22 protein-coding genes are annotated in these 25,989 nt (G+C 70.7%); 13 read left to right on the plus strand and 9 right to left on the minus strand.

Annotated elements, in window-relative coordinates; translation table 11 throughout:
* Window positions 1–22: 22 nt before the first annotated feature.
* Window positions 23–868: a bifunctional DNA-formamidopyrimidine glycosylase/DNA-(apurinic or apyrimidinic site) lyase gene (mutM, locus tag V5E28_RS09410; protein ID WP_336206038.1), complete on the plus strand. Its 846-nt coding sequence runs from the start codon at window positions 23–25 to the stop codon at window positions 866–868.
* Here mutM and V5E28_RS09415 read toward each other — a convergent pair.
* A complete protein-coding gene (locus V5E28_RS09415; RefSeq protein WP_336206039.1) occupies window positions 816–2,000 on the minus strand; it encodes an MFS transporter in 1,185 nt (394 codons plus the stop codon). The genes mutM and V5E28_RS09415 overlap by 53 nt on opposite strands.
* Before the next feature lie 91 nt (window positions 2,001–2,091).
* Between V5E28_RS09415 and V5E28_RS09420 the strand changes: the two genes are divergently transcribed.
* The 6 genes from V5E28_RS09420 to V5E28_RS09445 all read left to right on the plus strand — a co-directional run bounded on the left by V5E28_RS09420 (window position 2,092) and on the right by V5E28_RS09445 (window position 10,703).
* Window positions 2,092–2,994 (plus strand): LysR family transcriptional regulator, encoded by a 903-nt coding sequence (locus tag V5E28_RS09420; RefSeq protein WP_336206040.1) that lies wholly within the window; start codon window positions 2,092–2,094, stop codon window positions 2,992–2,994.
* An 18-nt stretch (window positions 2,995–3,012) separates the two neighbouring features.
* On the plus strand, window positions 3,013–3,300 hold the full coding sequence (locus V5E28_RS09425; RefSeq protein ID WP_336206041.1) for an acylphosphatase: 288 nt from the start codon (window positions 3,013–3,015) through the stop codon (window positions 3,298–3,300).
* 191 nt (window positions 3,301–3,491) lie between these two features.
* Window positions 3,492–3,686: a hypothetical protein gene (locus V5E28_RS09430; RefSeq protein ID WP_090938435.1), complete on the plus strand. Its 195-nt coding sequence runs from the start codon at window positions 3,492–3,494 to the stop codon at window positions 3,684–3,686.
* Window positions 3,687–3,871: 185 nt separating this feature from the next.
* Complete coding sequence (gene smc / locus V5E28_RS09435; protein ID WP_336206042.1) at window positions 3,872–7,570, plus strand: chromosome segregation protein SMC; 3,699 nt, start codon at window positions 3,872–3,874, stop codon at window positions 7,568–7,570.
* A 53-nt stretch (window positions 7,571–7,623) separates the two neighbouring features.
* The gene (gene ftsY, locus V5E28_RS09440; protein ID WP_336206043.1) at window positions 7,624–8,802 is read left to right on the plus strand and encodes a signal recognition particle-docking protein FtsY; all 1,179 of its coding nucleotides are present in this window, start codon (window positions 7,624–7,626) and stop codon (window positions 8,800–8,802) included.
* A gap of 206 nt (window positions 8,803–9,008) precedes the next feature.
* Window positions 9,009–10,703: a tetratricopeptide repeat protein gene (locus V5E28_RS09445; protein ID WP_336206044.1), complete on the plus strand. Its 1,695-nt coding sequence runs from the start codon at window positions 9,009–9,011 to the stop codon at window positions 10,701–10,703.
* 19 nt (window positions 10,704–10,722) lie between these two features.
* On the opposite strand, the gene V5E28_RS09450 is transcribed toward V5E28_RS09445, so the two are convergent.
* The 3 genes from V5E28_RS09450 to V5E28_RS09460 are packed head-to-tail and all read right to left on the minus strand — an operon-like array spanning window position 10,723 to window position 13,576.
* Window positions 10,723–11,505, minus strand: coding sequence for an ABC transporter ATP-binding protein (locus tag V5E28_RS09450; RefSeq protein WP_336206045.1), 783 nt, complete (start codon window positions 11,503–11,505; stop codon window positions 10,723–10,725).
* A complete protein-coding gene (locus V5E28_RS09455; protein WP_336206047.1) occupies window positions 11,502–12,545 on the minus strand; it encodes a FecCD family ABC transporter permease in 1,044 nt (347 codons plus the stop codon). Before V5E28_RS09455 ends, V5E28_RS09450 begins: the two co-directional genes overlap by 4 nt.
* On the minus strand, window positions 12,542–13,576 hold the full coding sequence (locus V5E28_RS09460; RefSeq protein WP_336206048.1) for a FecCD family ABC transporter permease: 1,035 nt from the start codon (window positions 13,574–13,576) through the stop codon (window positions 12,542–12,544). The genes V5E28_RS09455 and V5E28_RS09460 overlap by 4 nt, the downstream gene beginning before the upstream one ends.
* 104 nt (window positions 13,577–13,680) lie before the next feature.
* Here V5E28_RS09460 and V5E28_RS09465 point away from each other — a divergent pair, with 104 nt between their 5' ends.
* Window positions 13,681–14,649, plus strand: a complete 969-nt coding sequence (locus V5E28_RS09465; protein ID WP_336206049.1) for an ABC transporter substrate-binding protein — start codon at window positions 13,681–13,683, stop codon at window positions 14,647–14,649.
* Window positions 14,650–14,655: 6 nt separating this feature from the next.
* Here V5E28_RS09465 and V5E28_RS09470 read toward each other — a convergent pair whose 3' ends face one another.
* Window positions 14,656–15,729: a PLP-dependent cysteine synthase family protein gene (locus V5E28_RS09470; RefSeq protein ID WP_336206050.1), complete on the minus strand. Its 1,074-nt coding sequence runs from the start codon at window positions 15,727–15,729 to the stop codon at window positions 14,656–14,658.
* 245 nt (window positions 15,730–15,974) lie between these two features.
* Here V5E28_RS09470 and V5E28_RS09475 point away from each other — a divergent pair, with 245 nt between their 5' ends.
* The gene (locus tag V5E28_RS09475) at window positions 15,975–16,562 is read left to right on the plus strand and encodes a sigma-70 family RNA polymerase sigma factor (protein WP_336206052.1); all 588 of its coding nucleotides are present in this window, start codon (window positions 15,975–15,977) and stop codon (window positions 16,560–16,562) included.
* On the opposite strand, the gene V5E28_RS09480 is transcribed toward V5E28_RS09475, so the two are convergent.
* Both V5E28_RS09480 and V5E28_RS09485 read right to left on the minus strand, forming a co-directional pair.
* Window positions 16,559–17,500, minus strand: coding sequence for a sensor histidine kinase (locus V5E28_RS09480; protein WP_336206053.1), 942 nt, complete (start codon window positions 17,498–17,500; stop codon window positions 16,559–16,561). The genes V5E28_RS09475 and V5E28_RS09480 overlap by 4 nt on opposite strands.
* Before the next feature lie 27 nt (window positions 17,501–17,527).
* The gene (locus V5E28_RS09485) at window positions 17,528–18,361 is read right to left on the minus strand and encodes a DMT family transporter (RefSeq protein ID WP_336206054.1); all 834 of its coding nucleotides are present in this window, start codon (window positions 18,359–18,361) and stop codon (window positions 17,528–17,530) included.
* 101 nt (window positions 18,362–18,462) lie between these two features.
* On the opposite strand from V5E28_RS09485, the gene V5E28_RS09490 reads away from it, so the two are divergent.
* From V5E28_RS09490 to V5E28_RS09505, 4 genes are all read left to right on the plus strand, one after another.
* Window positions 18,463–19,038, plus strand: a complete 576-nt coding sequence (locus tag V5E28_RS09490; RefSeq protein WP_336206055.1) for a helix-turn-helix domain-containing protein — start codon at window positions 18,463–18,465, stop codon at window positions 19,036–19,038.
* Between the two features lie 120 nt (window positions 19,039–19,158).
* On the plus strand, window positions 19,159–19,464 hold the full coding sequence (locus V5E28_RS09495; protein ID WP_336206056.1) for a hypothetical protein: 306 nt from the start codon (window positions 19,159–19,161) through the stop codon (window positions 19,462–19,464).
* 27 nt (window positions 19,465–19,491) lie between these two features.
* The gene (locus V5E28_RS09500; protein WP_336206057.1) at window positions 19,492–20,283 is read left to right on the plus strand and encodes a polysaccharide deacetylase family protein; all 792 of its coding nucleotides are present in this window, start codon (window positions 19,492–19,494) and stop codon (window positions 20,281–20,283) included.
* Window positions 20,284–20,302: 19 nt separating this feature from the next.
* Complete coding sequence (locus V5E28_RS09505; protein WP_336206058.1) at window positions 20,303–20,953, plus strand: DUF2461 domain-containing protein; 651 nt, start codon at window positions 20,303–20,305, stop codon at window positions 20,951–20,953.
* 6 nt (window positions 20,954–20,959) lie between these two features.
* Here V5E28_RS09505 and V5E28_RS09510 read toward each other — a convergent pair whose 3' ends face one another.
* Window positions 20,960–23,488 (minus strand): hypothetical protein, encoded by a 2,529-nt coding sequence (locus V5E28_RS09510; RefSeq protein WP_336206059.1) that lies wholly within the window; start codon window positions 23,486–23,488, stop codon window positions 20,960–20,962.
* 459 nt (window positions 23,489–23,947) lie between these two features.
* On the minus strand, window positions 23,948–25,798 hold the full coding sequence (gene typA / locus V5E28_RS09515) for a translational GTPase TypA (protein ID WP_336206060.1): 1,851 nt from the start codon (window positions 25,796–25,798) through the stop codon (window positions 23,948–23,950).
* Between the last annotated feature and the right edge of the window lie 191 nt (window positions 25,799–25,989).

Here is a 25,989-nt window from a genome sequence, read left to right on the forward strand (position 1 = left end):
TCGCCCGAAGTGGGGTCTGGGTTTGCCTGAGCTGCCGGAGGTCGAGGTCGTCAGGCGCGGCCTCGCGCAATGGGTCGTCAACCGCCGGATCGGCTCCGCGGAGGTGCTGCACCCCCGCGCGATCAGGCGTCACGTGCCCGGGGCCGAGGAGTTCACCGCGCGGCTCAAGGACCGCGCGGTGCTGTCCGCCGAACGCCGGGGCAAATACCTGTGGCTCCCGCTTTCGGGTGCTGAGGAGGCCCTCCTGGCCCACCTGGGGATGAGCGGCCAGTTGCTCGTGGTGGATCGGGACTCGCCGCTGGAGAAGCACCTGCGGGTACGCCTGCGTTTCGAGGACGGCGGCCCCGACCTGCGCTTCGTCGACCAGCGCACGTTCGGCCACGTCATGCTCACCGCCCTGGCCGGCGGCGTGCCGGAGCCGATCGCGCACATCGCCCCCGACCCGTTCGAGGCGGTGTTCGACGAGGCCGAGTTCACCCGCAGGCTCAGGGCCAAGCGGACCGAGATCAAGCGGGCGCTGCTCGACCAGTCCCTGATCAGCGGGGTCGGCAACATCTACGCCGACGAGGCGTTGTGGATCGCCGGGCTGCACTGGGCCCGCCCGACGCAGACGCTCACCCGCCCGAAGATCGCCGAGCTGCTCGCCGCCGTGCGCACGGTCATGGGCGCCGCCCTTCAGCAGGGCGGCACCTCGTTCGACAGCCTGTACGTGAACGTCAACGGGGAGAGCGGCTACTTCGACCGTTCCCTGGAGGTCTACGGCCGCCAGGACCAGCCGTGCTCCCGCTGCGGCACCCCCATCAGGCGCGAGGCGTTCATGAACCGGTCGTCCTACTCCTGCCCCAGATGCCAGCGACGGCCACGCTGACCAGGGCGAGAGCCGCTCCCAGCCACATCACCGCGGAGGTCGAGACGCCGTCCACGACCCGGCCGCCGACGAGCGCGCCGAGCGCGATGGAGAGGTTGAAGGCGCTCACGAACAGCGCCGTGCCCATCTCGCCGCCGCCCGACCGCATGATCCACAGCTGCAGGGTGACCCCCACGCCGCCGTAGCCGAGGCCCCACACCACGAGCAGGGCCAGGGGCAGGCCGATCAGCGGCAGCGACGCCATGGACAGGGTCATGAGGGCTACCAGGGTGATCAGGACCTTTCTGGGGTTGTCGGCTGCCCGCGCCCCCGCGGCGAAGTTGCCCGCCACGCCCGCCGCGCCGTACAGCAGGAGTGCGGTGCTGATGAGGGCCGGGCCCGCGTGCGACACCTGCTCCAGGAACGGGCGGAGGTAGGTGTAGGCCGCGAAGTGGCCGGACACGGTCAGGACGGTGAGGGCCAGGACTACCTTGAGCGGGCGTGAGAGCCACGCGAGGCGCCTGTCCGGCACCGGTGCGGAGGCGGTGGCGGGCGGCTCGCCCGGCATCGGCGGCAGCGTCGCGGCCAGCAGCGCGAGCAGAGCCAGTGCCACCACGCCCATGGCGACGAACGCGCTGCGCCATCCCGCGAACGACGAGATGAACGTCGCCGCCGGCACTCCCAGCACCGACGCCACCGACACCCCGGCCAAGATGATCGACGTGGCCCGCCCGACGGACCGTTCGGGCACCAGTCGCACGCCCAGGCCGGCCGCGAAGGCCCAGAAGCCGCCGATGCTCACCCCGGTCAGCACCCGGGCGGCCAGCATGACGGGGTAGTTCGGGGCGAACGCGCCCGCCAGGTTGGCCACCGCCAGCAACGCCATCAGCGCGAGCAGCGTGAGGCGCCGGTCGAGCCGCCGGGTGGTGATCGCCAGCACGGGCGCGGAGACGGCGGCGACCAGGCCGGGAGCCGACATCATCAGCCCGGCCGTGCCGTCGGACACTCCCAGGTCGGAGGCGATCGAGGTCAGGAGGCCGACCGGCAGCATCTCGCTGGTCACGATGGTGAAGGTGCCCACCGCGACCGAGGTCACGGCGAGCCAGCGCGCCCGGGCGCCGGTGGAAAGACCGTTTACGTCAGTCAAGGTCATGCCGCCCAGCCTTCTGACTTCCACCTGCGGGAACAATGACGAAGGCCGAAGGCTTGGTTTAGGTGGGCTAAGCGATCAGGTGGAGGCGCGGATGGAGTTCAGAGAGCTGGAGTGCTTCGTCATCCTCAGCGAGGAGCTGCACTTCGCACGCACGGCGGAGCGCCTCTACCTGTCGCCGGGCCGGGTGAGCCAGCTCATGCGCTCGCTGGAGACCAGGATCGGCGGCCGGCTCTTCCAGCGCACCAGCAGGCAGGTGCGCCTCACCCCGCTCGGCGAACGTTTCCTGGCGGACCTGCGGCCCTCCTTCGACGGGCTGGCGAGCGCGGTGATCCGGGCGAAGGCGGCCGCCCGCGACGTGACGGGCGTGATCAGGGTCGGCTTCCTGTCCACGCCCACGGATGCCGTCACGGGCGCCGTAAGGGCCTTCGAGAGCCGGTATCCGGGGTGTGCGGTCGAGCTGGTGGAGATCCCGCTCTCCGACCCGTTCAGCAAGCTTCGGGCCGGGCACGTGGACATCGCGTTCACGCTGCTGCCTGTTGACGAGCCGGACCTGGCGACGGGCGAGGCGCTGAACCGTGTTGCTTACCAGCTCGGCGTCTCCACGCGCCACCCGCTGGCCGGCCGGGCGGGCATCGGCGCGGAGGAACTGGCGTCGCTGCCGCTGATCGGCCTGGTCGGTCCGGCCCCGCGCGCGTGGCGGGAACGTATAGCACCATCCGCAACCCCTTCCGGCCGGCCGATCCTCCAGGCCGGCACGGTGGCCACCAGCCAGGAGGGCCTGACACAGGTGGCGCTCGGCCGGGGTGGCATGCTGTTCTGCACCCCCACGGCGGCTCACCACACGCGTCCCGACGTCAGCTTCGTCCCCGTCGCGGGGCTGCCTCCGTCAATCCTTGGCCTGGCCTGGGTAAAAGCGGCGGAGACGGCGGCGATCCGGGCGTTCGACGAGGCGGCGGCCGGGCACGCGTTGGGGACGGCGGCCCTGGTGGCATGAGACCTGACAGGAGAGCAGATGCCACACGACAGCGAGAGCACCCGGATGACCGCGTGGGTGCGGGGAAGGGTGCAGGGCGTGGGGTTCCGCTGGTGGACCAGGGCGCGGGCGTTGGAGCTCGGCCTGGCCGGCTGGGCCAGGAACACCGAGGACGGCCGGGTCGAAGTGGTCGCGGAGGGGTCCCGGGAGTCGTGCGTCAAGCTGCTGGACCTGCTCAAAGGTTGCGACACGCCGGGGAGGGTGGATGGAGTAGTGGAACGCTGGAGCGAAGCCCGAGGTAGTTTGGGGGGATTTGTCGAGCGCTAGCCGCTTTCGATAAACAGCTCAAATAGGGTATAGTTGTATGTCGGGAGTGCCTGTTGGTGGGCATCAACGGTTGGTTCGACTTGACCGCCCACACTGCCGGTGCGACTCTTGTTAGGTACCACGCGCACCCCTCCCGCGGAATAAGAAGTGCGCGAACCAGTCTGGTCACTCAGCGTGGAGGACCCTTTACCATGGCGAAGGCTCTACTCGGCCACGTCGGCGGTCCTGACCCTCGGATGGTCTCGGAGATGCGCCGTTTGCAGCAGCGTATCCGGGATCTGGAGGCAGAACTCATCCGACTTCAGGCCACGAATGACGCTCTTGCGGCGCAGACCCGCGATGAGGCACTCAGTCGCATGCAGGAGCGCGAGCCGGCACTCACCTGAGAGTGATCGGAGCGCAAGATCCAGGGACGTCTCGAAGAGGCGTCCCTTGTTATTTGTACTGAATCGGTAGAGTTTCATACCTTTTCCGCGCGGCGTGGCGGGGACTCGACTGCGGTCGCCAGCGAGGGCCAGTCAGGACCAGTAGTCTTTTCCGCAGTCCGTCCAGGGGAGAAGGGGGTCCGCGGTTGTATTTGAAGACCCTCACCCTGCGCGGCTTCAAGTCCTTCGCCTCGGCCACCGCCCTGCGTTTCGAGCCGGGGATCACCTGCGTCGTGGGCCCCAACGGGTCCGGCAAGTCCAACGTCGTGGACGCCCTGGCCTGGGTCATGGGCGAGCACAGCGCCAAGTCGCTGCGCGGCGGCAAGATGGAGGACGTCATCTTCGCCGGCACCTCCTCCCGGCCGCCGCTCGGCCGGGCCGAGGTGACGCTGACCATCGACAACTCCGACGGCGCGCTGCCGATCGACTACACCGAGGTCACGATCAGCCGGCTGATGTTCAGGTCGGGCCAGAGCGAGTACGCCATCAACGGCGACACCTGCCGCCTCCTCGACATCCAGGAGCTGCTCTCCGACTCCGGCATCGGCCGCGAGATGCACGTCATCGTCGGCCAGGGCCAGCTCGACGCCGTCCTGCACGCGGGCCCGGAGGACCGGCGCGCCTTCATCGAAGAGGCCGCCGGCGTGCTCAAGCACCGCAAGCGCAAGGAGAAGGCGCTGCGCAAGCTGGATGCGATGCAGGCCAACCTGACCCGCGTCCAGGACCTCGCCACCGAGCTGCGCCGCCAGCTCAAGCCGCTCGGCCGCCAGGCGGAGATCGCCCGCAAGGCCGCCGTCATCCAGGCGGACCTGCGCGATGCCCGGCTGCGCCTGCTGGCCGACGACGTCGGCATCCTGCGGGCCACCCTGCGCCGCGAGGCCGCCGACGAGGCCGCGATCCTGTCCAGGCGCGCCCAGGTGGAGGCCGGCCTGGCGGAGGGGCAGCAGCGCGAGGCCGCCCTGGAGGCCGCCGAGGCCGAGACCCAGCCCCGGCTGGCCGCGGCCCAGGAGACCTACTTCCGGCTGTCGTCCCTGCGCGAGCGCATCACCGGCCTCGAACAGCTCGCCGCCGAGCGCCACCGCCACGCCGTCGACGCCGCGTCCATCGAGCGGCGCGGCCGCGACCCGGAGGAGCTCGAGCGCGAGGCCGCCGAGGTCCGCGAGCACGAGCTCATCCTGCGGGGCGAGCTGGAGCAGGCGCAGGAGCTGCTGGAGGAGGCCGTCGAGCGGCGCGCCGAGGCCGAGTCCGCGCTGGCCGCCGAGGAGCGCCGCCTCGCGATGGCGGCCAGGGCCGCCGCCGACCGGCGCGAGGGCCTGGCCAAGCTGCGCGGCCAGGTGGATTCCGTACGCAGCAGGTCCCGCGCGGCCGAGGAGGAGATCGGCCGCCTCCAGCGGGCGGTCGCCGAGGCGGTCGAGCGCGAGCGGCGCGCCCGCGAGGACCTGGAGGAGCGGCGACTCGAAGAGCCCGCCGTCGATCCCGCGCTGGCCGAGGAGCTGGCCGCCGCCCAGGGGCTCGTCGAGGAGGCCAGGCTGGTCGCCGACGAGACCCGCGCCGCCGTCGAGGAGGCCAAGGCGGCGCTCGACGCCCCCCGCGCGGCCCTCCAGGCCGCCAGGTCGGGAGTCGGTACGGCGCGAGCCGCCGACCAGGAGGCGCAGCGAGCCGTGGCGGCCCTGCGAGCCCGCCGGGACGCGCTGGAGCTGGGGCTGGCCAAGGGCGACGGCGGAGCCGCGCTGCTGGAGACGGACCTGGCCGGAGTGCTCGGCCCGCTGGCGGCCTCGATGCAGGTGGTCCCCGGCGCCGAGCCGGCCGTGGCCGCCGTGCTCGGCCCGGTCGCCGAGGCGATCGCGGTCAAGTCCGTCGACACCGCGGTGCGGGCCCTGGAGCTGCTCCGCGTGAAGGAGGCGGGCCAGGCGTCACTCCTGGTGGCGGCTCCGCTGGGGACCGGGCGAGACGGTGGTCCGGGGCGCGGAGGGCCGGGCGCCGCGCCGGCGGGCGGGCGATGGGCGGCCGATCTGGTGACCGTGCCCGACCAGCTGAGGCCGGCCGTCGATCATGTGCTGGCCGGTGTCGTGGTCGTGGACGACCTCGAAACCGCCCGCCAGGTGGTCGAGCGCCATCCCGGGTTGCGTGCCGTCACCAGCGGGGGCGACCTCGTCGGCGCTCATGTCGCCAGCGGCGGCTCCGAGGGCGGCACGTCGGTGCTCCAGGTCCGGGCGGCGCTCGACGACGCCGTCGCGGATCTCGAGGACGCCGAGGCCACGGCGGAGCGGACCGCGGTCGCGTTCGATGAGGCGGTCGCGGTCGAGCAGGTCGCACAGGCGGCCGTCGAGGCCGCGCAGGCCGGGGTGACCGAGGCGCAGACGGCGGTCACCACGGCGCAGGCCGGGCTCAGCTCGGCCCAGGGAGCACTCGACCAGGTCAGAGCCCGGCAGCGGGAGGCCGATCAGCGCGGGGCCGCGGCGGCCAAGAGGCTGGCCCAGCTCGAAGCCGCGGCCGACGCGGCCCGCGAGGAGGCCGAGCGCCTGGGCGGGAGCGTCACCGCCGCCCAGGAGGCCCGCGCCGAAGGACTGGCGGAGCTGGCCGAGCTGGAGGTTCGGCTGGCGGAGGCCGAATACTCCCAGGAGCTGGAGACCGAGCCGACCACCGATACGCGCGACGAGCTGGCCGACGCCTGCGAGAGGGCCAGGCAGCGCGAAATGGACACCCGCCTGCAGGTCCGCACCGCCGAGGAGCGCGTCAGGGGCATCGAGGGCAAGGCGGACGGCCTGGTGGGGGCCGCCCAGCGCGAACGCCAGGAACGCGCCCAGGCGGCCGCTCAGCGCGCCAGGCGCAGGCAGCAGGCGGTGGTGGCGCAGGCCGTCAGCGGGGGCGCCAAGCAGGTGCTCAGAGCTCTCACGACGTCCATCCAGCTCGCCGCGAGGGAGCGTGACGAGGCGGACCTGACCAGGGTCGCCGTCGACGCCGAGCTCAAGCAGGTGCGCGTGCGCGTGCGCGAGCTCAGCCAAGAGCTGGACAAGCTGGTCAACCGCGTCCACGGCAACGAGGTCGCCCGCACCGAGCAGCGGCTCCGGCTGGAGCAGCTGGAGCAGCGGGCGATGGACGAGTTCGGTGTCGAGCCGGAGACACTGATGTCCGAATACGGCCCGGAGGCCGAGGTGCCCGGTGACCCGCCGGTGCCGTACGTACGCGAGGAGCAGGAGAAGCGGGCCCGCGCCGCCGAGCGGCAGATGAACCAGCTCGGCAAGGTCAACCCGCTGGCCCTGGAGGAGTTCGCGGCACTGGAGGAGCGCCACGCCTTCCTCACCTCGCAGCTGGAGGATCTGAAGAAGACCCGGCGCGACCTGATGACCGTGGTCAAGGAGGTCGACGACCGGGTGGAGCAGATGTTCGGCTCGGCCTACCAGGACGTGGCCCGCGAGTTCGAGCAGATCTTCGGCAGGGTCTTCCCGGGCGGTGACGGGCGGCTGATTCTCACCGACCCCGACGACATGCTCACCACCGGCATCGAGGTGGAGGCGAGGCCGCCGGGCAAGAAGGTCAAGCGCCTGTCGCTGCTGTCGGGCGGCGAGCGGTCGCTGACCGCGGTGGCCTTCCTGATCTCCATCTTCAAGGCGCGGCCGTCGCCGTTCTACGTCATGGACGAGGTCGAGGCCGCTCTCGACGACACCAACACGCAGCGGCTGCTGAAGCTCTTCGAGGAGCTGCGGCAGAGCTCACAGCTCATCGTCATCACCCACAACAAGCGCACGATGGAGATCGCCGACGCCCTCTACGGCGTGTCGATGCGCGGTGACGGTGTGACCCAGGTGGTCAGCCAGCGACTGCGTGAGCGCGAGTCCGTCTGATCCGCGTGGCCTTGGGCATGAGCATGCCGGTCGATCTGGAAAACTGACATCTTGTGGATGGTTACCTCGGCGTCATAGTGATCGTGGTCCTGGTCGCCCTCGTGGCGGCGGGTGGCCTGTTCCTGCTCTTCAGACCTGGAGGCAAGGCGGCGCCGCCTCCGGTCCGACCGCCCGAGACGATCCCGCCTCCCGAGGAGAAGGAGAAACGGCCGTCGGGAGCCGACGAGGGTGAGGGAGCCACCACCACACTCCCGCCTCCGGTCGCGCCGGCCGAGCCTGCCGTCGTCCAGCCCGAGGTGGAGGTGCCGCCGCCGTCCGCGGGCCGGATGGTGCGGCTGCGCTCCAGGCTGGCCAAGTCGCAGAGCGCGTTCGGCCGGGGTCTGCTGGAGCTGCTGTCCCGCGACCGGCTCGACGACGACGTCTGGGACGAGATCGAGGAGCGCCTGATCACGGCCGACGTCGGGGTCGGGCCCACCCGCGCCATGGTCGAGGAGCTGCGCACCAAGGTCAAGGTGCTCGGCAGCCGCTCGCCGCAGGAGGTGCGGGCGCTGCTGCGCGAGCAGCTCCTCATCCAGATCGACCCCGGCCTCGACCGCACGCTGCACGTGGCCAAGCACGGTGAGCGGCCCGCGGTGGTCCTGGTCGTGGGCGTCAACGGCACCGGCAAGACCACCACCACGGGCAAGCTCGCCCGCTCGCTCATCGGTGACGGCAAGAAGGTCGTGCTCGGCGCCGCCGACACCTTCCGCGCGGCGGCGGCCGACCAGCTGCAGACGTGGGGCGAGCGCGTGGGCGCCGACGTGGTGCGCGGCCCGGAGGGCGGCGACCCGGCGTCGGTCGCCTTCGACGCGACGGCCAAGGGCATCGAGGAGAAGGCCGACGTGGTGATCGTCGACACGGCGGGCCGCCTGCACACCAAGACCGGCCTCATGGACGAGCTGGGCAAGGTCAAGCGCGTCATCGAGAAGAAGGCCACCGTCGACGAGGTGCTCCTCGTCCTGGACGCCACGACGGGCCAGAACGGCATGCGCCAGGCTCAGGTGTTCGCGGAGGTGGTCAACATCACGGGCATCGCGCTGACCAAGCTCGACGGCACGGCCAAGGGCGGCATCGTGATCTCCGTCCAGCGTGAGCTGGGCGTTCCGGTGAAGCTGGTGGGGCTCGGCGAGGGATCCGACGATCTGGCGCCTTTCGACCCCGAAGTGTTCGTGGACGCCATCCTCGGCGAGTGAATGCCCTTTAATCTGGAAATTTTCCTTTTCGTTGCGTGTCTTGCCGTCTCATCTATGTCGTGTTGCCATGGAACGATCTGTCCGGATCGGAAAGGGCGAACATGAAGAAGGTCGTGGTCCACAAGCGCGGCACAGTCAAGTTGACCGGCGCGGCGACCCCCAAGCACGCCGCCTAACACCCTCATGGCAGAGGGACGGCGCTTGCGGTGGGGGCGCCGGCCCGACGGTCCCCCGAGGGAGCGACGCTGAGACAGATCACGCTCGATGCGCATCGCAGCCTGAACGGCCCCTACACGCTGGCAGGCGCGCTGGTGGGCACGCTGTTCGCCGAGGCGGCCCCGGAGCTGGTGGCCGCGCATGACATCGAGCTCAGGGCCGCGGCTCCCGCACTACGGGAGCGGGTCCCGGCCAGGCGCACCACGCTGGCCGACCGGCTGCCGCAGGCGGAACGCATCCTCGTCCCGGCGCCGCTGCGGACGCTCAGGCTGGCCAACGGCCTGGCGGAGTTCGTACGCGACGCCGTGACGGGGCCGCTGCGGCTGCGGGTGCTCAACGCCGGGCAGGCGGATCCGACCGACACCGAGCTGCTGGACGTCCTGGAACGGCGGGTACCGGCGCTCACGATCGTGCGCGAGCAGCACGGGCCGCCGCACCCGGCACCCGTCCACACTCTTGGCGCCGAGCTGGATCGCTTCCGCAACGAGGGCTTCCACCACGCGATGGCCGAGGCGGGCGCGGCGCTGCTGCCCTCGCTGACGCGGGACGGCGAGCAGTGGTGGACCCTGCTGCACCGCACCACCACCGCGCTGGCCGCCCTCGACAGGGAGGACGAGGCCCGCGAGCTGCTCGACCATGCCCGCCAGGTCGGGACCGTTCCCAAACATCTCGCCACCGCGGCCTACGCCACCGCGATGCTGCTGGTCAGGCACCACGACCCGGGCAGGCGTGACCCGGAGGAGGCCGCCGCCTGGATCGACCGGGCGGTCGAGCTGACCTCGCGCCTGCCCGACCGCCGCGAGCGGGCCTTCCACCTGAGCTTCGACCTCAACGGCAAGGCGCTGGTGGAGGTCCGCCGCGGGCGCCCGGAGGAGGCCGTGCGGCTGGTGCGTGAGGCCATCGAGCTGGCGGAGCGCGACCTCGAACCCGACCGGCACCCCGTGCACAAGCTCGTGCTGCGTGCCAACCGGGCGCAGCTCACGGCCATGCGGGGTGACCTGGAGGGCGCGCTGCCCGACCTGGCCGCGGCGATCGCGGCCGACCCCGGCTACCCCGACTACTACCTCGACCGGGGCAACCTGCTGCACAGGCTCGGCAGGCCGGAGGAGGCGGTGGCCGACTACGAGACGGCCATGCGCGTGGGCCCGCCCTTCCCCGAGCCTTACTACAACCGCTCCGAGGTGCGGTATGCGCAGGGCGACCTGCCGGGGGCGCTCGCCGACCTCGACTACGCGATCGAGCTGGATCCCGGCTTCTCCGACGCGTACGTCAACCGGGCCGGGCTGCTGGTGGCGCTGGACGAGTTCGACCGGGCCAGGGCGGACGCCGAGCGGGATCCCGGTAACCCCTTCCTGCTCAGCGTGCTGGGCCAGATCGAGACGGCGCAGGGCGATCTGGTGGAGGCGCGCAAGGCGTACGACTCGGCGCTGGAGCGGGCGCCGCGGCTGGCCGCCGCCTGGGCCGGGCGCGGGGCGCTGGCGTTCGAGGAGGGGGATCTGCAGGCGTCGGTGTCCGATCTGACGCAGGCGATCGAGCTGGAGGACGGCGCCGAGGTGCGCTTCAACCGCGCCTACGCGCTGCGCGCGCTCGGCCTGACGTCGAGGGCGCGCGCCGACCTGCTGCGGGCGGCCGAGCTGGCGCCGGAAGACGAAGAGGTACGGCAGGCGCTGGCCGGCCTGGACTGACAGCCGATGACGCCGGAGGTCAGCGGTGGGGGCCGATCGGGACGACCAGGGGAGTGCCGGCGACCGGGTCGGTAATGATCTTGGCGTCCAGCTCGAACACCTCGCGCAGCAGGTCCTCGGTGAGCACTTCGTGCGGGGTGCCCGAGGCGAACACCTGGCCGTCGCGCATCGCGACCAGCCGGTCGGCGTAGCGGGCCGCCAGGTTGAGGTCGTGCAGCACCATCACGATGGTCCGGCCCGACTCCTGGTGCAGGTGCCGGACGAGCTCCAGCACCTCCACCTGGTGAGCCAGGTCCAGAAACGTGGTGGGCTCGTCGAGCAGCAGCAGGTCGGTGCCCTGGGCCAGGGCCATGGAGATCCAGGCGCGCTGGCGCTGCCCGCCCGACAGCTCGTCCATCGGCCGCTCGGCCAGGTCGGAGAGGTCCGTCATGGCCAGCGCCTCGGCCACCGCCTCCTCGTCGTCCGAGGACCACTGGCGGTACCACGTCTGGTGCGGGTGCCTGCCGCGGGCGACCAGGTCGGCCACGGTCAGCCCCTCGGGGGCGGTTGGAGCCTGGGGGAGCACGCCGAGGATCCTGGCCACCTCGCGGGTGGGGATCCGGTCGATGCGCTTGCCGTCGAGCAGCACCTCGCCGCCCTGAGGCTTGAGCAGGCGGCCCAGGGCACGCAGCAGCGTGGACTTCCCGCAGCCGTTGGGGCCGATGATCGTGGTCACCGTCCCCGTTTCGATGCCGAGGTCGAGCCCGTCGACGACGATACGGTCGCCGTATCCGAGCTTGACGCCCGCGGCCTGGAGTCTCATTTCCTCGCCCTCCAGATGAGGTGGATAAGGTACGGGGCGCCGAGCACCGCGGTGACGACGCCGACGGGCAGTTCCAGCGGCGAGAACGCGGTGCGCGCGATCAGGTCGGCGCCGGTGGTGAGCACGGCGCCCGCCACCGCCGAGGACAGCAGGGGCGGCTGCCCGGACCGGGTGAGCCGGAGCGCGATCTGCGGGGCGGCCAGGGCCACGAACGCGATCGGCCCGGCCGAGGCGGTGGCCACGGCGGCGAGCAGCACGGCGGCGAAGATCATCAGCGAGCGGGACCGGTTCATCCGCACGCCGAGCGCGGTGACGGTGTCGTCGCCGAACCGCAGCGCGTCGAGCGAGCAGGTGCCGAGCAGGGTCAGCGGGACGAGCACGGCCAGGGCCAGCGCCACCGGCTGGACGTGCTCCCAGCCCCGGCCGTTCAGCGAGCCGCTGATCCAGACCATGGCCCTGCCGGTGTCGTTCACGTCGCCGACGGTCAGGAGCCAGAACTTCACGTTCGTGAACACCGCGGTCACGCCGATGCCGACCAGGACCAGGCGGTAGCCGTCCAGCCCGCGCCGCCAGGCCAGGCTGTACACGATCAGCGCCCCGAGCAGGCCGCCGAGCAGGGCGAGCGCGGGGACGCCGAGCGTGGACAGCAGCCCGCTGACGCCGCCGTAGGCGCTGCCGCTGGCCACCACGCCGGCCACGACGAGGACCGAGGCTCCGTTGGTGATGCCGAGGATCTCCGGGCTGGCGAGCGGGTTGCGGGCGATGGACTGGATGATCGCGCCGGACAGCGCCAGCGCCGCGCCGACCAGGGCGCCGGTCAGCGCGCGGGGCAGGCGCAGCTCCATGACGACGAAGTGGCCGGCGTCGCCCGGGTCGAACGTGGCCGCGATCACCTCGGGCACACTCAGCGGGATGTCGCCGAGGCGCATGTTCAGGGCCATGAGCAGCGCGAGCAGCACCAGGCCGCCCCCCGTCACGGAGACGCCGCGCAGCCGTATTCGCCAGGACAGCCTGGCGATGCGGAGGGGGATGCTCGTCACAGCCGCACCGGCTTCCTGCGGCGCACCAGCGCGACGAAGAAGGGCGCGCCGATCAGCGCGAGGACCACGCCGACCTCCAGCTCGCCCGGCGGGGCCACGACGCGGCCGATCACGTCGGCGACGAGCAGCAGGACCGCGCCGATCAGGCCGGAGTAGGGCAGCAGCCAGCGGTGGTCGGTGCCCGACAGCGGGCGGGCCAGGTGGGGGACGACGAGGCCGACGAACGCGAGCGACCCGCAGGCGGCGACCGAGGCTCCCGACAGGAGCGTGACCGCGGCGACGCCGACGGTGCGGGTCATGGCGATGTTCTGGCCGAGGCTGCGGGCCACGTCCTCGCCCAGCGACAGCGCGTTCAGGCCGGGGGCGTTGACCATGGCCAGGACCAGGCCGGCCAGGATGAACGGCAGCACCTGCCAGACGACCTCGGAGCCGCGGGCGGCGATCGAGCCTGACTGCCAGAACCGGAAGACGTCCATCGCCTGCTCGTCCAGCAGCACCAGGGCGGAGGTCAGGGCGTACAGGAAGGCGCTGACGGCGGTGCCGGCCAGGGCGAGCGTCACCGGTGTGGGGCCGCCCCTGCCGCCGACCATGCCGAGCGCGAACACGGCGACGCTGGCGATCAGGGCTCCGGCCAGGCCGAACCAGATGTAGGCGAGCAGGCTGGAGGTGCCGAGCAGGATGATCGAGGCCACCATCGCGAACGCCGCGCCCTGGGTGACGCCGAGCAGTCCGGGGTCGGCGAGCGGGTTGCGGGTGTGCCCCTGCATGAGCGCGCCCGCCACGCCGAGCGCCAGTCCGGCCAGCACGCCCAGCACGGTCCTCGGGACGCGCAGTGAGCGGATGATGATGTCGTGCTCGGTGCCGGACGGCGCGGTGAGCGCGTGCCAGGCGTCGGCCGGGGGCACGGACTTCGACCCGATCGTGATGCTCAGCACCATGCCGAGCAGGAGGGCGGCGACCATCGCGACAAGGATGAGGAGCCGGCGGTGACGGATGCCGTGCAGGCGCGGCACCACGGCGGTCGCACTCACCCGTTCCTCCTGTCGAAGTTGCCCGAACCTGGAGAAGTATGCCAGCTTAGGCAGGGCTAACCTAATTTAGGGTTGCCTAATTTTGACCGCTGGAAAGGGATTCGATGAGATCGTTGCGCGCGCTGGTGGGCGCCCTGTTGATCGCGGGGCTCGCCGCCTGTGGCTCGGCCGAGCCGGCTGCCACGCAGAAGCCCGCCGAGCCGTTCCGCACCATCAAGCACGCGATGGGCGAGACCATGATCCCGGTCCAGCCCAAGCGGGTCGTCGCGCTGGACCAGAGCTTCGTCGACGCGGTGCTCACGCTGGAGACGCCGGTGGTCGGCTACACGACCTACCGTGCCATCGACTCCAAGCTCCCCGACTACCTGGGACCGGTCCTGGCCGAGTACGGCAAGGAGGCGATCACGGTGGGCACCCTGGAGCAGCCCAGCCTGGAGAAGGTGATGGCGCTCAAGCCGGACCTGATCGTCTCGGCCAAGGTCCGGCACGAAGCCCTCTACGACAAGCTCTCCAAGATCGCCCCGACCGTCTTCAGCGAGACGACCGGCGCCATCTGGAAGGACAACCTCCGCCTCATGGGCCAGGCCCTGGGCAAGGAGGAGCTCGCCGAGACCAGGATCAAGGCCTACGAGGAGCGCGCCGGCAAGATCGGCACGGCGATCAAGGAGAAGGAGGGCGAGCTGCCCCCGATCTCCGTCGTCCGCTTCGCCGGCGAGGACACGGTCCGCCTGTACGTGGAGAACTCCTACTCCGGCCTGGTCATGAAGGACGTCGGGTTCCCCCGGCCCGAGGGCCAGCCCACCAAGCAGGACGCCATCGCGGTCGACGTCAGCCAGGAGCGCATCGCCGACCTGGACGCCGAGCACATCTTCGTCGCGACCTACCCGGACCCGAGCTCCGAGGGGCCCAAGGACAAGTTCCTGAAGAACCCGCTGTGGGGCAAGCTCAAGGGCGAGCAGCACGAGGTCAGCGACCTGACCTGGATGAGCGCGGTGGGCATCCAGGGCGCCCACGCGATGCTGGACGACGTGGCGAAGATCTTCGAGGTCGATCCCGCCAAGCCGGCGGCCTGACCCCCTCTACACCGGCAGGAACGAGCGCAGGGCGTCCAGGTGAGGCTCGACGTCGAGCCCCTGGGCGGCCAGCCAGCCGGGATCGCCGTAGGTGCCCCGGTAGCGGTCGCCGCTGTCGCAGATGAGGGTGACGATGCTGCCCCGCTCGCCCGCCGCGCGCATCTCCTGGATGAGGTCCACGCAGGCGGCCACGTTGGTGCCGGTGGAGCCGCCGACGTCGCGGCCGGTGACCTCGCGCACCCAGTGCATGGCGGCGATCGAGCGGGCGTCCGGCACCGCGATCATGCGGTCGATCACCGCCGGCTGGAACGATGGCTCGACCCGCGGCCGGCCGATGCCTTCGATGCGGGAGCCGGGGGCGGTGACGGAGGCGTCGCCGGACAGCCAGCCCGGGTAGAAGGCCGAGCCCTCCGGGTCGACGACCGCCAGCCGGGTGGCGTGGCGGCGGTAGCGGATGTAGCGGCCGATCGTGGAGGAGGTGCCCCCGGTGCCGGCGCCCACCACGATCCAGGCCGGCTCGGGATGCGGCTCCAGGGACATCTGGGCGTAGATCGACTCGGCGATGTTGTTGTTGCCGCGCCAGTCGGTGGCCCGCTCGGCGTAGGTGAACTGGTCCATGAAGTGGCCGCCCGTCTCGGCGGCCAGCCGGCGTGACTCCTCGTAGATGGTGCCCGGATCGCTGACCAGGTGGCACTTGCCGCCGTGGAACTCGATCAGGTGGATCTTCTCCGGCGAGGTGGAGGCGGGCATGACGGCGATGAACGGCAGGCCGAGCAGCCGGGCGAAGTAGGCCTCGCTGACCGCGGTGGAGCCGCTGGAGGCCTCCACGATCGTGGTGGTGGGCCCGATCCAGCCGTTGGCCAGGCCGTACAGGAACAGGGAGCGAGCCAGCCGGTGTTTGAGTGAACCGGTGGGGTGGACCGACTCGTCTTTCAGGTAGAGGTTTACCCCCCAGTGCGAGGGAAGCGGAAAGACGTGCAGGTGAGTATCACAACTACGGTTGGCGTCGGCCTCGACCTTGCGGATGGCCTCCGCCACCCAGAGGCGCGTCCCCGCGTCGTGCCGGTCCACGAAGTTCATCCTCTAACGCTATCCCATGTGACACTGACCACTTTTTGTACAGATCTAGGGGTATAGTGTTATGATAATGAAACTAGTCCGGCCGTGGACGTGATGCCGCACGCCGCGAGCACGTGGACTGTTCACCTCTCTGACCAGCGCGTAGTCCCTAACGCGGTCCTTACACCGGGCCTGCGACCATGGAACCGCTGTCAGGCGGCTGGTGCCGAACGGGGGATAGCGCAAGGGGGAATGATTTGATCACTATGACCGATGAGCAGCGTCAGGACTGGTTCGAGCGCGATGTCGTGCCCGTGACGTCGCAGCTGTTCGCTTCCGCCATGCGCCTGACCCGCAACACGGCCGACGCCGAGGACCTCGTCCAGGAGACCGTCGCCAAGGCCTACACGTCCTATCACCAGTTCCGTGAGGGCACGAACCTCAAGGCCTGGCTGCACCGCATCCTCACCAACAACTTCATCAACGACTACCGCAAGAAGCAGCGCTCGCCCAAGCTGTCCGCAGCCGAGGACATCGAGGACTGGCAGCTGCACGCCGCGGAGTCCCACAGCTCGACCGGGCTGCGCTCGGCCGAGAACGAGGCACTCGACCGGCTGCCCGACAGCGTCGTGATGAACGCGCTGCGCTCCCTGCCGGAGGACTTCCGCCTGGCGGTCTACCTGGCAGACGTCGAGGGCTTCGCCTACAAGGAGATCGCCGACCGCATGGGCACGCCCATCGGCACGGTCATGTCCAGGCTCCACCGGGGACGCCGCCAACTGCGCGGCATGCTGGAGGAGTACGTCCGCGAGGAAGGCGCCGTCCGCCTCCCCGCCCCGCGCGCCGCGGCCTAGCGCAGCCTCATGTGCAGGCGGACGCGGAGCATCCCGTCCGCCGATCGCAGCTCCACCAGATCGCAGAGCTGACGGCTGATCCAGAGCCCGTATCCCCTCAGGGATTCGGGCTCTGGTGGTATATAGCCGGGTAAAGGGTCCTCCAACGGGCCGCCCGAGTCGCTGATCTCGCAGATCACGCCGCTGTCGCTCCTCCAGATCCTGACCAGGCCGTGCCCGGCGCCGTGCTCGATGCTGTTGGCGGCGATCTCCGACACGCTCAGCACGAGCGCCGTCACCAGCTCGCCGTCCATCCCGGCCGCGTGCGCGTAGTCGGCGACCGTGTACCTGAGATCCCTGAGCCGCTGCGCGGTGAACCGCACCGCCCGCACCGGGCCCGTGGGTTCGGGCAGCGGAGTGTCGTCGCCGTTGAGCACCAGCTCGTCCGGACGGACATAGTGCGGGCTGGGCGTCGCCCCGTTCGGCCCGAACAGCAGGGGATGGGTCATCGGCGCGTGGCGCATCACGCCTTCCGGCGCCGTGCGCAGGTCGTAGAAGCACAAGGCGGTGGCGTGGAGGCCGGCCAGCGCGCTGTTGATCACCGACTCGTAGCGGACCCACTCGCGGGTCTCGATCTGGCTCCGGCCCGCCCAGACGGGCTCGCCCACGATGAGCGTGCGCCGCCCGTGGGCGTAGTCGTGACAGGTGGCCAGCGTGCGCTGGGGGTGGGTGTACCAGGAGCCCGAGTCGCGGCCGTCGACGCGCTCGTAGTCGCCGCCGAGAGCCTCGGCCAGCAGGGCGAGCAGCTCCGGGCGGGTCGCCGCGAGCACCCGCCTGCCGTCGGCCAGCGCCTGCCGGATCCTGGGGACGGCCAGATCCAGGAAGCCCTCATCGGAGCCGTACGGCACTGCCACGTGCTCGAACGGCTCGCCGGCGTGAGGTGCCCGATCAGGGCGCACGGCCGAAACGTAACAAGCGTCTGCTGGCTACGCAACGGCTATCAGGGCCACCGCTCCCAGCGCGCATGCGACACCGGTCACCTGGATCGCGTGCAGCCGCTCCCCTAGCACCTGTCTGGCCAGCAGCAGCGTGGTCGCCGGATAGAGCGAGACCAGCACCACCACCAGGCTCAGCATGCCCTGCTGCTTGGCCAGGAGGTAGAGCACGTTGGCCAGCATGTCCAGCACGCCGGCGGCGAGGATGATGTGCAGCGAGCCCGTGCCCGGCCTGAGCGCCCGCCGGGTCGCCAGGGCGAGCAGGACCACGAGGCCGATCGACGAGAATCTCGCGCCCACCAGCGGCCAGAGCCCGGCCTCGTCGGGGGCGAGCTCCAGCAGGATGAAGAAGCCGCCGAAACCGGCGCCCGCCGCCAGCGCGGTGAGCGTCGAGCCCATGGAGCCGCCCCTGCCGGCCGTGGGGTCCCGGCTGACCAGCAGCACCGAGCCGAGCGCCAGCACCACTCCGACCAGCGCCAGCGGCTCCGGACGCTCCCCTCTGGCCAGGCCGTACATCACCGGGAGGGCTGCGGAGGTGACGGCCGTCGTGGGCGCGACCACCGACATGACGCCGCCCGCGAGCGCCCGGTAGAAGAGCACCAGGCCCGCGGCGCCGGACAGGCCCGCGCCGAGCCCCCAGGCGAGCGCGCCGCCGCTGAAGAGGCCGGGCAGCAGCGGCAGCAGGGCGAGGATGAACGCCAGCCCGGCGACCTGCGAGAGCGCGACGACGGCGAGCACGCGGGAGCGGCGCGTCGCGAGCCCGCCGAAGAAGTCGGCCGTGCCGTACACCACCGCGCAGGCGGTCGCGAGGATCACCGCAGTCACAGATCCACCTTCGTCAGTCCAATACAGTCCAATACAGTGCACTGCTAGTACAACACATAGGGTGCATCAGACTGCAAATCGTTTCCACTACACTGCACTCCGTGGAGGACCCGGAGACGATCACGCAGGCCATCGCCACCAACGTCCGCGCCCAGCGCACGCATCGCGGCCTGACCCTCGACGCCCTGGCCGCCAGGTCCGGCGTGAGCAGGGGCATGCTGGTCCAGGTCGAGCAGGGCAGGACCAATCCGAGCGTCTCCACGCTCACCCGGATCGCCTCGGCGCTCGGCGTGACCGTGGCCCGCCTGGTCGAGGTGTCCGACGTGCCGATGGTCAGGGTCGTCGACAAGGCGGACGTGGTCACGTTCAACCAGGGCGACGTGCGGGCCAGGCTGCTCGTCGGCGCCGACTCGCCGATGATCCTCGAGCTGTGGGACTGGCGGCTCGCGCCCGGCGAGCACCACGACGGCGACCCCCACCCCGCCGGCACCCGCGAGATGCTCACCGTGCTCGCCGGCCAGCTCACCCTCACCGTCTACGGCCGGAGCCATGTGATCGGGGTCGACGACGCGGTGCTCTTCACCGCCGACCGGGCCCACCGCTACGCGAACTCCGGGTCCGAGGAGCTCAGGTTCGTGATGGTCGTGGCCGAACCCCGTGAGGTAGCCGACCAATAACGGCGAACGCCCTCCTGATCACCTTCTGGAGTTTCATGATTACTCCATGTCGTGGACGGCAGACGCCCGATGGTGGGTACACCCTCTTGTGTGCGACGAATCGTCGGCAGGGGGTGGCACGTGAGTGAGTCCCGTGCGGCGACGGAGAAGCTCCAGGCGGAGCTGCAGGGTCTTGGCGTGACCAGCGCGTATGAGCTCGGCGACGGCACCACTCTGTCGGTCTGGATCGGATTGGTCGTGCGCTACAGAGACGGCTTCTACCGGTGGCAGGAGGGGGCGGTCAAACGCCGCCATCTCGGCACCGACCCAGCCGGATGTGCCATAAGAGTGGCGCGTCGTTACACAGAGTTGCAGGCGGATATCCCATCATGGTGGGACGACCTGGCCAAGGAGCTGCGGGGGGATCCGGTCCAGGACTATCCGTGACCCCGCCGGCGGCTACGTGGGGGCGACATGCGCGTGTGGATGGTCCCGCCTGTGCTGCTGGCGCTCGCGGGCTGCGGCGCCGGCACCTTCAGCTACGTCCAGTCAGCGCCGCCGCGCCCGTTCCCGGATCCTGAGACGCTGGCCAAGCGGCTCGTCGCGATGCAGCCGGACTGGCCGGAGCCGCGCGTCGACTGCCGGCAGACCGGCTGCGTCGCGCTCACCTTCGACGACGGTCCCGGCCGCTACACGGGCAAGCTGCTCGACATGCTGCGCAGGCGGGACGTCAAGGCCACGTTCTTCGTCGTGGGGGAGATGGCCGCCGCCGAGCGCGGCCCCGAGCACCTGCGCCAGATGGTGCGGGACGGCCACCAGCTCGGCAACCACTCCTGGAGCCACAAGCAGCTCACGACCCTGCCGAAGCGCGCGATCAGGCGCCAGCTGCGGCGCACCGACGACCTGGTGAGGCAGGAAACCGGTGTCCGGATGCGGGTGATGCGCCCGCCGTACGGGTCCACGGACCGCCGCGTCGCCGCGCTGACGCGGCGCAGGGGACAGGCGCAGATCCTCTGGAACGTCGACACCTTCGACTGGCGAGACCGGGTGCCGGCCGTGGTGGCCAGGCGCGGGGCCAGAGCCGGGCGGGGCGCGGTCGTGCTGATGCACGACATCCACCGCACCACCGTCAAGGCGGTCCCCGAGCTGATCGACCGGCTCACCCGCAAGGGCTACGCCTTCGCCACCGTGACCGAGCTGTACGGCCGGCGACCCGAGCCCGGCAGAAGGTACGAGGACGACCTGCTCGGCGAGGACGGCCGGTGAGACGTGGCACGCTTACGGTATGGGTTTCAGCGGCTTCCCCGATGAGGCGTTCGTCTTCTACGAGGGTCTGGAGGCGGACAACTCCAAGACCTACTTCGCCCGGCACAAGCACCTCTACGAGGACGCGGTGCGGGCTCCGATGCTGGCTCTGACCGAGGAGCTGGCGGGCGAGTTCGGGCAGGCGCAGCTCTTCCGGCCGTACCGGGACGTTCGCTTCGCCAAGGACAAGTCACCGTACAAAACGCATCAGGGAGCTTTCATCGACCTGATGCCCGGCATCGGCTTCTACGTCGAGATCAGCGCCGCGGGGCTCTTCATGGCGGGCGGCGTCTACACGCAGGCGGCCGACCAGGTGGCCCGCTACCGGGAGGCCGTCGACGAGGACCTGTCCGGCAAACCCCTGGAGACCATCGTCGCCACGCTGCGCGCCGCCGGTTACGAGCTGGGCGGAGACCGGCTCAAGACCCGGCCGCGCGGCACTCCGGACGACCATCCCCGCCTCGATCTGCTCCGCCACCGCTCCCTTTACGCGGGCAGCCGCCACGAGCCGGAGCCCTGGGTGCACACGCCGGAGGTCGCCGAGCGGGTGCGGGACACCTGGCGGGACTTCGGGCCCCTGGTCGAGTGGCTCTGCGCCCACGTGAGGGGCAGCGAGCTGCCGCGCCGCTGATCGGCCTCACCGCGACTGGGAGGTCTCCTGGTCGCCCCTGAGGATGCGGTCGACCGTCTGGCCCGCCGCCGAGGTGGCGACCGTGGTGGCCACCGCGATCACGACGGCCAGCAGCGGCGTCGCCAGGCTGCGCAGGGTTCGGATGTTGCGCACCCGGCCCCACGGCTCGCCGGCCAGGTGCATGACGCGCCACTCCCAGTAGAGGCCCAGGCCGATGGAGACCAGCGCCACCTCGCCGACCACGATGGCCACCACCTGCGCCTTGACGTACGGGCCCAGGTCCGGCTCGACCAGCGCCGACAGGTATCCGGACAGCTCGGTGACCAGGGCCGCCGCCATCAGGTGCAGGGCCTTGGTCATGGGCTGGGTGCCCCGGATGCGCGGGTAGAAGTAACCGAACACGAAACCGAACGCGGGCAGCGCGATCAGGGACCGGGCCTCGAACACGAAGCTGCTCAGGTCCACCCCGGTCGGCAGCCCGTACACGAACAGGAACGGCAGGCTGAGCAGCAGGCTGACGACGAACGCGTGCACCCCGTTGTGCCAGGGGGTGCAGCCCGCCGCCGTGGCGAAGGCCGTCTCCGGGTGGTCGCCGTGCCGCCGCAGCGCCGACTCCAGCTCGTGGCGCCGGTCGTCGAAGTCGGCCATGGTCAGGTCGCCGGTGCCGATCTTGCCCCGCCCGACGCGGTAGAGCTCCTGCTCGGCCACCAGCAGCAACCGCCGGTGCAGGGCGGACCTGATGAGCTCGCGGTGCTCCTCCGGGCCGGTGGGCTCGACCATCGACGGGTGCGGGCGGCCGAGCAGCCAGCGGGCCGTCACCCAGGCCACGATCGAGGTGATCGACAGCATCGGCAGCGGCACGTTGATGTCGGCCAGCGTCGCGCTGCCCCGGGGTGTCAGGTAGACCACCATCAGGCAGATGACCACAGTCGACTCGGCGGCGGAGCCGTACGCCGCGTCCAGACCGTCGCCGAGCCGCCTGAGCCGCAGCACCAGCAGCAGGAACCCCAGCAGGAGCAGGCCCATCACACCGCGCACGAGCGGGTTGAGCTCCAGCTCGCCGATCCTCGGCGCCTGCTGACCGGGCACGGCCAGGCTCCACGACCCCGCGTCGAGCCACTCGATGGGCCAGCCCTGCACCAGCAGACTCACCGCCACGGCGACCAGGATCGCCCCCCGCGTCCACTGTTTGATGGCCAACGCGACGGCGGCGACCGGGATCAGCGCCCAGCCGAACGCCAGCACCAGCCGGACGCTGTCGGGCGGGTACGCGCCGGTCAGCAGTGCCTTGGTCCACAGCGCCAGAGCAAGCAGCCCGATCGCCGACCCCGCCGCCAGCGCCGCCAGCCGCACGATCACGATCCGGACTCCCAGGTCCACGCTGAACGCCACGGCGGACCCGGCCGCCGCGACCGCCGCCACCGTCACCCCGAGCGCCAGCGTCCTGCCGGGAAGCTGGCCGTACAGGTAGGACCACGACAACATGCCCACGGCCACCAGCACGCCCACCGCGGTCGCGCCGAGGACGTCCTGGGGGGTCCAGCCGGGGCTGGTCGGCAGGGTCCTGCTCGCGTGCCGCACCGCGAGCGCGGGCACGGCGCCGAAGAGGATCACGTACGCGAGCACCGTCCACTCCTCGGCCACGATCGGGATCAGCAGCGCGGGAACGGCCAGCACCAGCCCGGCGACCAGCTCGCGGTTGCGCCGGTGCCGCCACCACTTGGCGCCGAGCGCGCGCACCACGAAGATCACCAGCAGGAGGCCGGTGAGCACGCCGAGCGCGGTCTCCCACGAGAAGTCGTCCTCCTCGGGCACGTCCGGGAACCCGTAGGAGTCCTGCGCCAGCGTGACGCTCACCGGATAGAGCCCCACGGTGAACTCCAGCCGCTCCTGCTCCTCCCGATCGGGCCGGATCGACACCGCCCGCAGCACGGTCCACTCACCGGGCAGCAGCGTCACCTTCCGGTAGACGATCAGCAACGGCCTGGCCGTGGGCGCGCTGAAGTCGAGCCTGAGCAGGTCCTCCGGCTTCACCTGCCGGAGCAGCGTCACCGTGAACCGCACCGACGTCCTGCCCGCCGAGGTGGTCAGCATGGGGGCCAGGCGCGTGGCCGGAGCCAGTGCGGTGCCGTTCACCTTGACCGCCCCGAAGCCGTCGTCGATGAAACGCTGCATCCCCTGCGGAAACCGGTCGCCCTGCCGTAACGCCTCGGCGAGACTGTCGGTCTGGTCCATCCGCAGCTGGTGCCCGATGGTCACCTTCACCTGCCGCTGCCGCTCGTCCAGCCGTCCCGCAGGCACGGCGGCGAGATCGGCCGCACCGGCCCTGGACACGATCACCTCGGTGGTGGCTTCCCGGTCGCGCTCCACCGCCGGCTCGGCGCGCGCCGCGGACAGATCCCACGGATCGGTCCCCGCGGACGAGGGCGGGGAGGCAGGCAAGGGTACGGGCTCGGCCGCCACGGTGCACCAGACAACGGCCCCCGCCGAAATCACAGCCAGCCCGAACGCCATGACCGTCCGGAGGATCTCCACAGTTTGGATGATTCACGGACGAGGCCAGATGTTCTATCTCAAGTGGTAACGGTGTGATTACAGCTGTACCGGTCTTGACAGGATTCGCATTTTATTCAGCACAAAAGCACGTCAACCCTCAGATTCCCAACAGAGGCACTCATCCGACGGCCCTCCGAAAAGGAAAGTCGCATTACCCGACGCCAAATCCCGGATGACAGACCTGGCCGTCCAGCCGGTCAAGTGAGGGCCGTAACGGCGGCGGTCAGAGGCCGTCTTGCCGGAGGTCACCGGCCCGCAGGCGGTGGCGGCCTCTTCGCCGTGTCGCAAAGAATTTGAAGTTTTGAATTTCGCAGGCGGTACGGCACCTCGGGGAAGCCCGCTCAATAGGAAGCGGGCACGACGCGAGGGGCCTCTCGCGGGCGAAGAAATCACCCGTGAGAGGCCCCTCGACGAAATGGTCCTACCGGAGACGCGCGGTCAGGCGCGCTTGGCGCGGGCGGCGGCGCGGCCGCGGGTGGAGGCGTCGAGCACCACCTTGCGGATGCGCACCGCGTCCGGGGTGATCTCCACGCACTCGTCCTCGCGGATGAACTCCAGGGCCTGCTCCAGCGACAGGTTGCGCGGCGGGATCACCTTCTCCGTCTCCTCGCTGGTGGAGGAGCGCATGTTGGTGAGCTTCTTCTCCTTGGTGATGTTCACGTCCATGTCGTCGGACCGCGAGTTCTCGCCGACGATCATGCCTTCGTACACCTCGGTCGTCGGCGCCACGAACAGCGTGCCGCGCTCCTGCAGGTTGAGCATGGCGAAGGCGGTGACGGGCCCGGTCCGGTCGGCGACGAGCGAGCCGTTGTTGCGGGTGCGGAGCTCGCCGAACCACGGCTCGTACGAGTCGAAGACGTGGTGGACCAGCCCGGTGCCGCGGGTCTCGGTGAGGAACTCGGTGCGGAAGCCGATGAGCCCGCGCGCCGGAACCACGAACTCCATCCGGATCCAGCCGGTGCCGTGGTTGGTCATGTGCTCCATGCGCCCCTTGCGGACGGCGAGGAGCTGGGTGACGGCGCCGAGATACTCCTCGGGGCAGTCGACCGTGAGGCGCTCCACCGGCTCGTGCACCTTGCCGTCGACGAGCTTGGTGACGACCTGCGGCTTGCCGACGGTCAGCTCGAAGCCTTCGCGGCGCATCTGCTCGACCAGGATGGCCAGCGCCAGCTCACCTCGGCCCTGCACCTCCCAGGCGTCGGGGCGCTCGGTGGGGAGCACGCGCAGCGAGACGTTGCCGACGAGCTCCTTCTCCAGGCGGTCCTTGACCATGCGGGCGGTGACCTTGGAGCCCTTGGACTTGCCGACGAGCGGCGAGGTGTTGGTGCCGATGGTCATCGAGATGGCGGGCTCGTCGACGGTGATGAGCGGCAGGGGACGCGGGTCCTCGGGGTCGGCCAGCGTCTCGCCGATCATGATTTCGGGGATGCCCGCGATGGCGATGATGTCGCCGGGGCCCGCCTGCTCGGCCGGCTTGCGCTCCAGCGCCTCGGTCATGAGCAGCTCGGTGATCTTGACCTTCTGGATGGAGCCGTCGGTGCGGCACCAGGAGACCTGCTGACCCTTGCGCAGCACACCCTGGTGGATGCGGCACAGCGCGATGCGGCCGAGGTAGGAGGAGGCGTCGAGGTTGGTGACGTGAGCCTGCAGCGGCGCGTTGGGGTCGTAGGTGGGCGCCGGGATCGTCGACTTGATGATGTCGAACAGGGGCTCGAGGTCCTCGGAGTCCGGCATGCCGCCGTCGTCGGGGCGCGCCAGGGAGGCGCGGCCGGCCTTGGCGGAGGCGTAGATGATCGGGAAGTCGATCTGGTCCTCGGTGGCGTCGAGGTCCATGAAGAGCTCGTAGACCTCGTCCACGACCTCCTTGATGCGCGCGTCGGGCCGGTCGACCTTGTTGATGCACAGGATGACCGGCATCTTGGCCGACAGCGCCTTGCGCAGCACGAACCGGGTCTGCGGCAGGGGGCCCTCGGAGGCGTCGACCAGCAGCACGACACCGTCGACCATCGACAGGCCGCGCTCGACCTCGCCGCCGAAGTCGGCGTGGCCGGGGGTGTCGATGATGTTGATGGTCATGCCGCCGTGGTTGACGGCGGTGTTCTTCGCGAGAATGGTGATGCCCTTCTCGCGCTCTAGGTCGTTGGAGTCCATGACGCGGTCATCAACGTCCTGGTTCGCGCGGAATGCCCCGGACTGCCAGAGCATGGCGTCGACGAGCGTGGTCTTGCCATGGTCGACGTGCGCGATGATCGCGATGTTCCGCAGGTCGTCGCGGCTGTTCAAAGGCATGATGAGGTCTCGCTCTGTGTTCGTGGGGGCGACCGCGCGAAGTCGCGGCGTTGTTAAGTCTAGTTGATCCCGTCTCATGGCAGGCGCGGGACGAGGTGACACCTGCCTCGGCACCGTATGTAGGCGCCCTCCCCAACACCGTCCGCCGGGCGCACGTACATACGGTGATGCACATTTGTGCGCATGGCAGG

This window comes from Nonomuraea sp. LPB2021202275-12-8, assembly GCF_037044575.1.
GTDB lineage: Bacteria > Actinomycetota > Actinomycetes > Streptosporangiales > Streptosporangiaceae > Nonomuraea.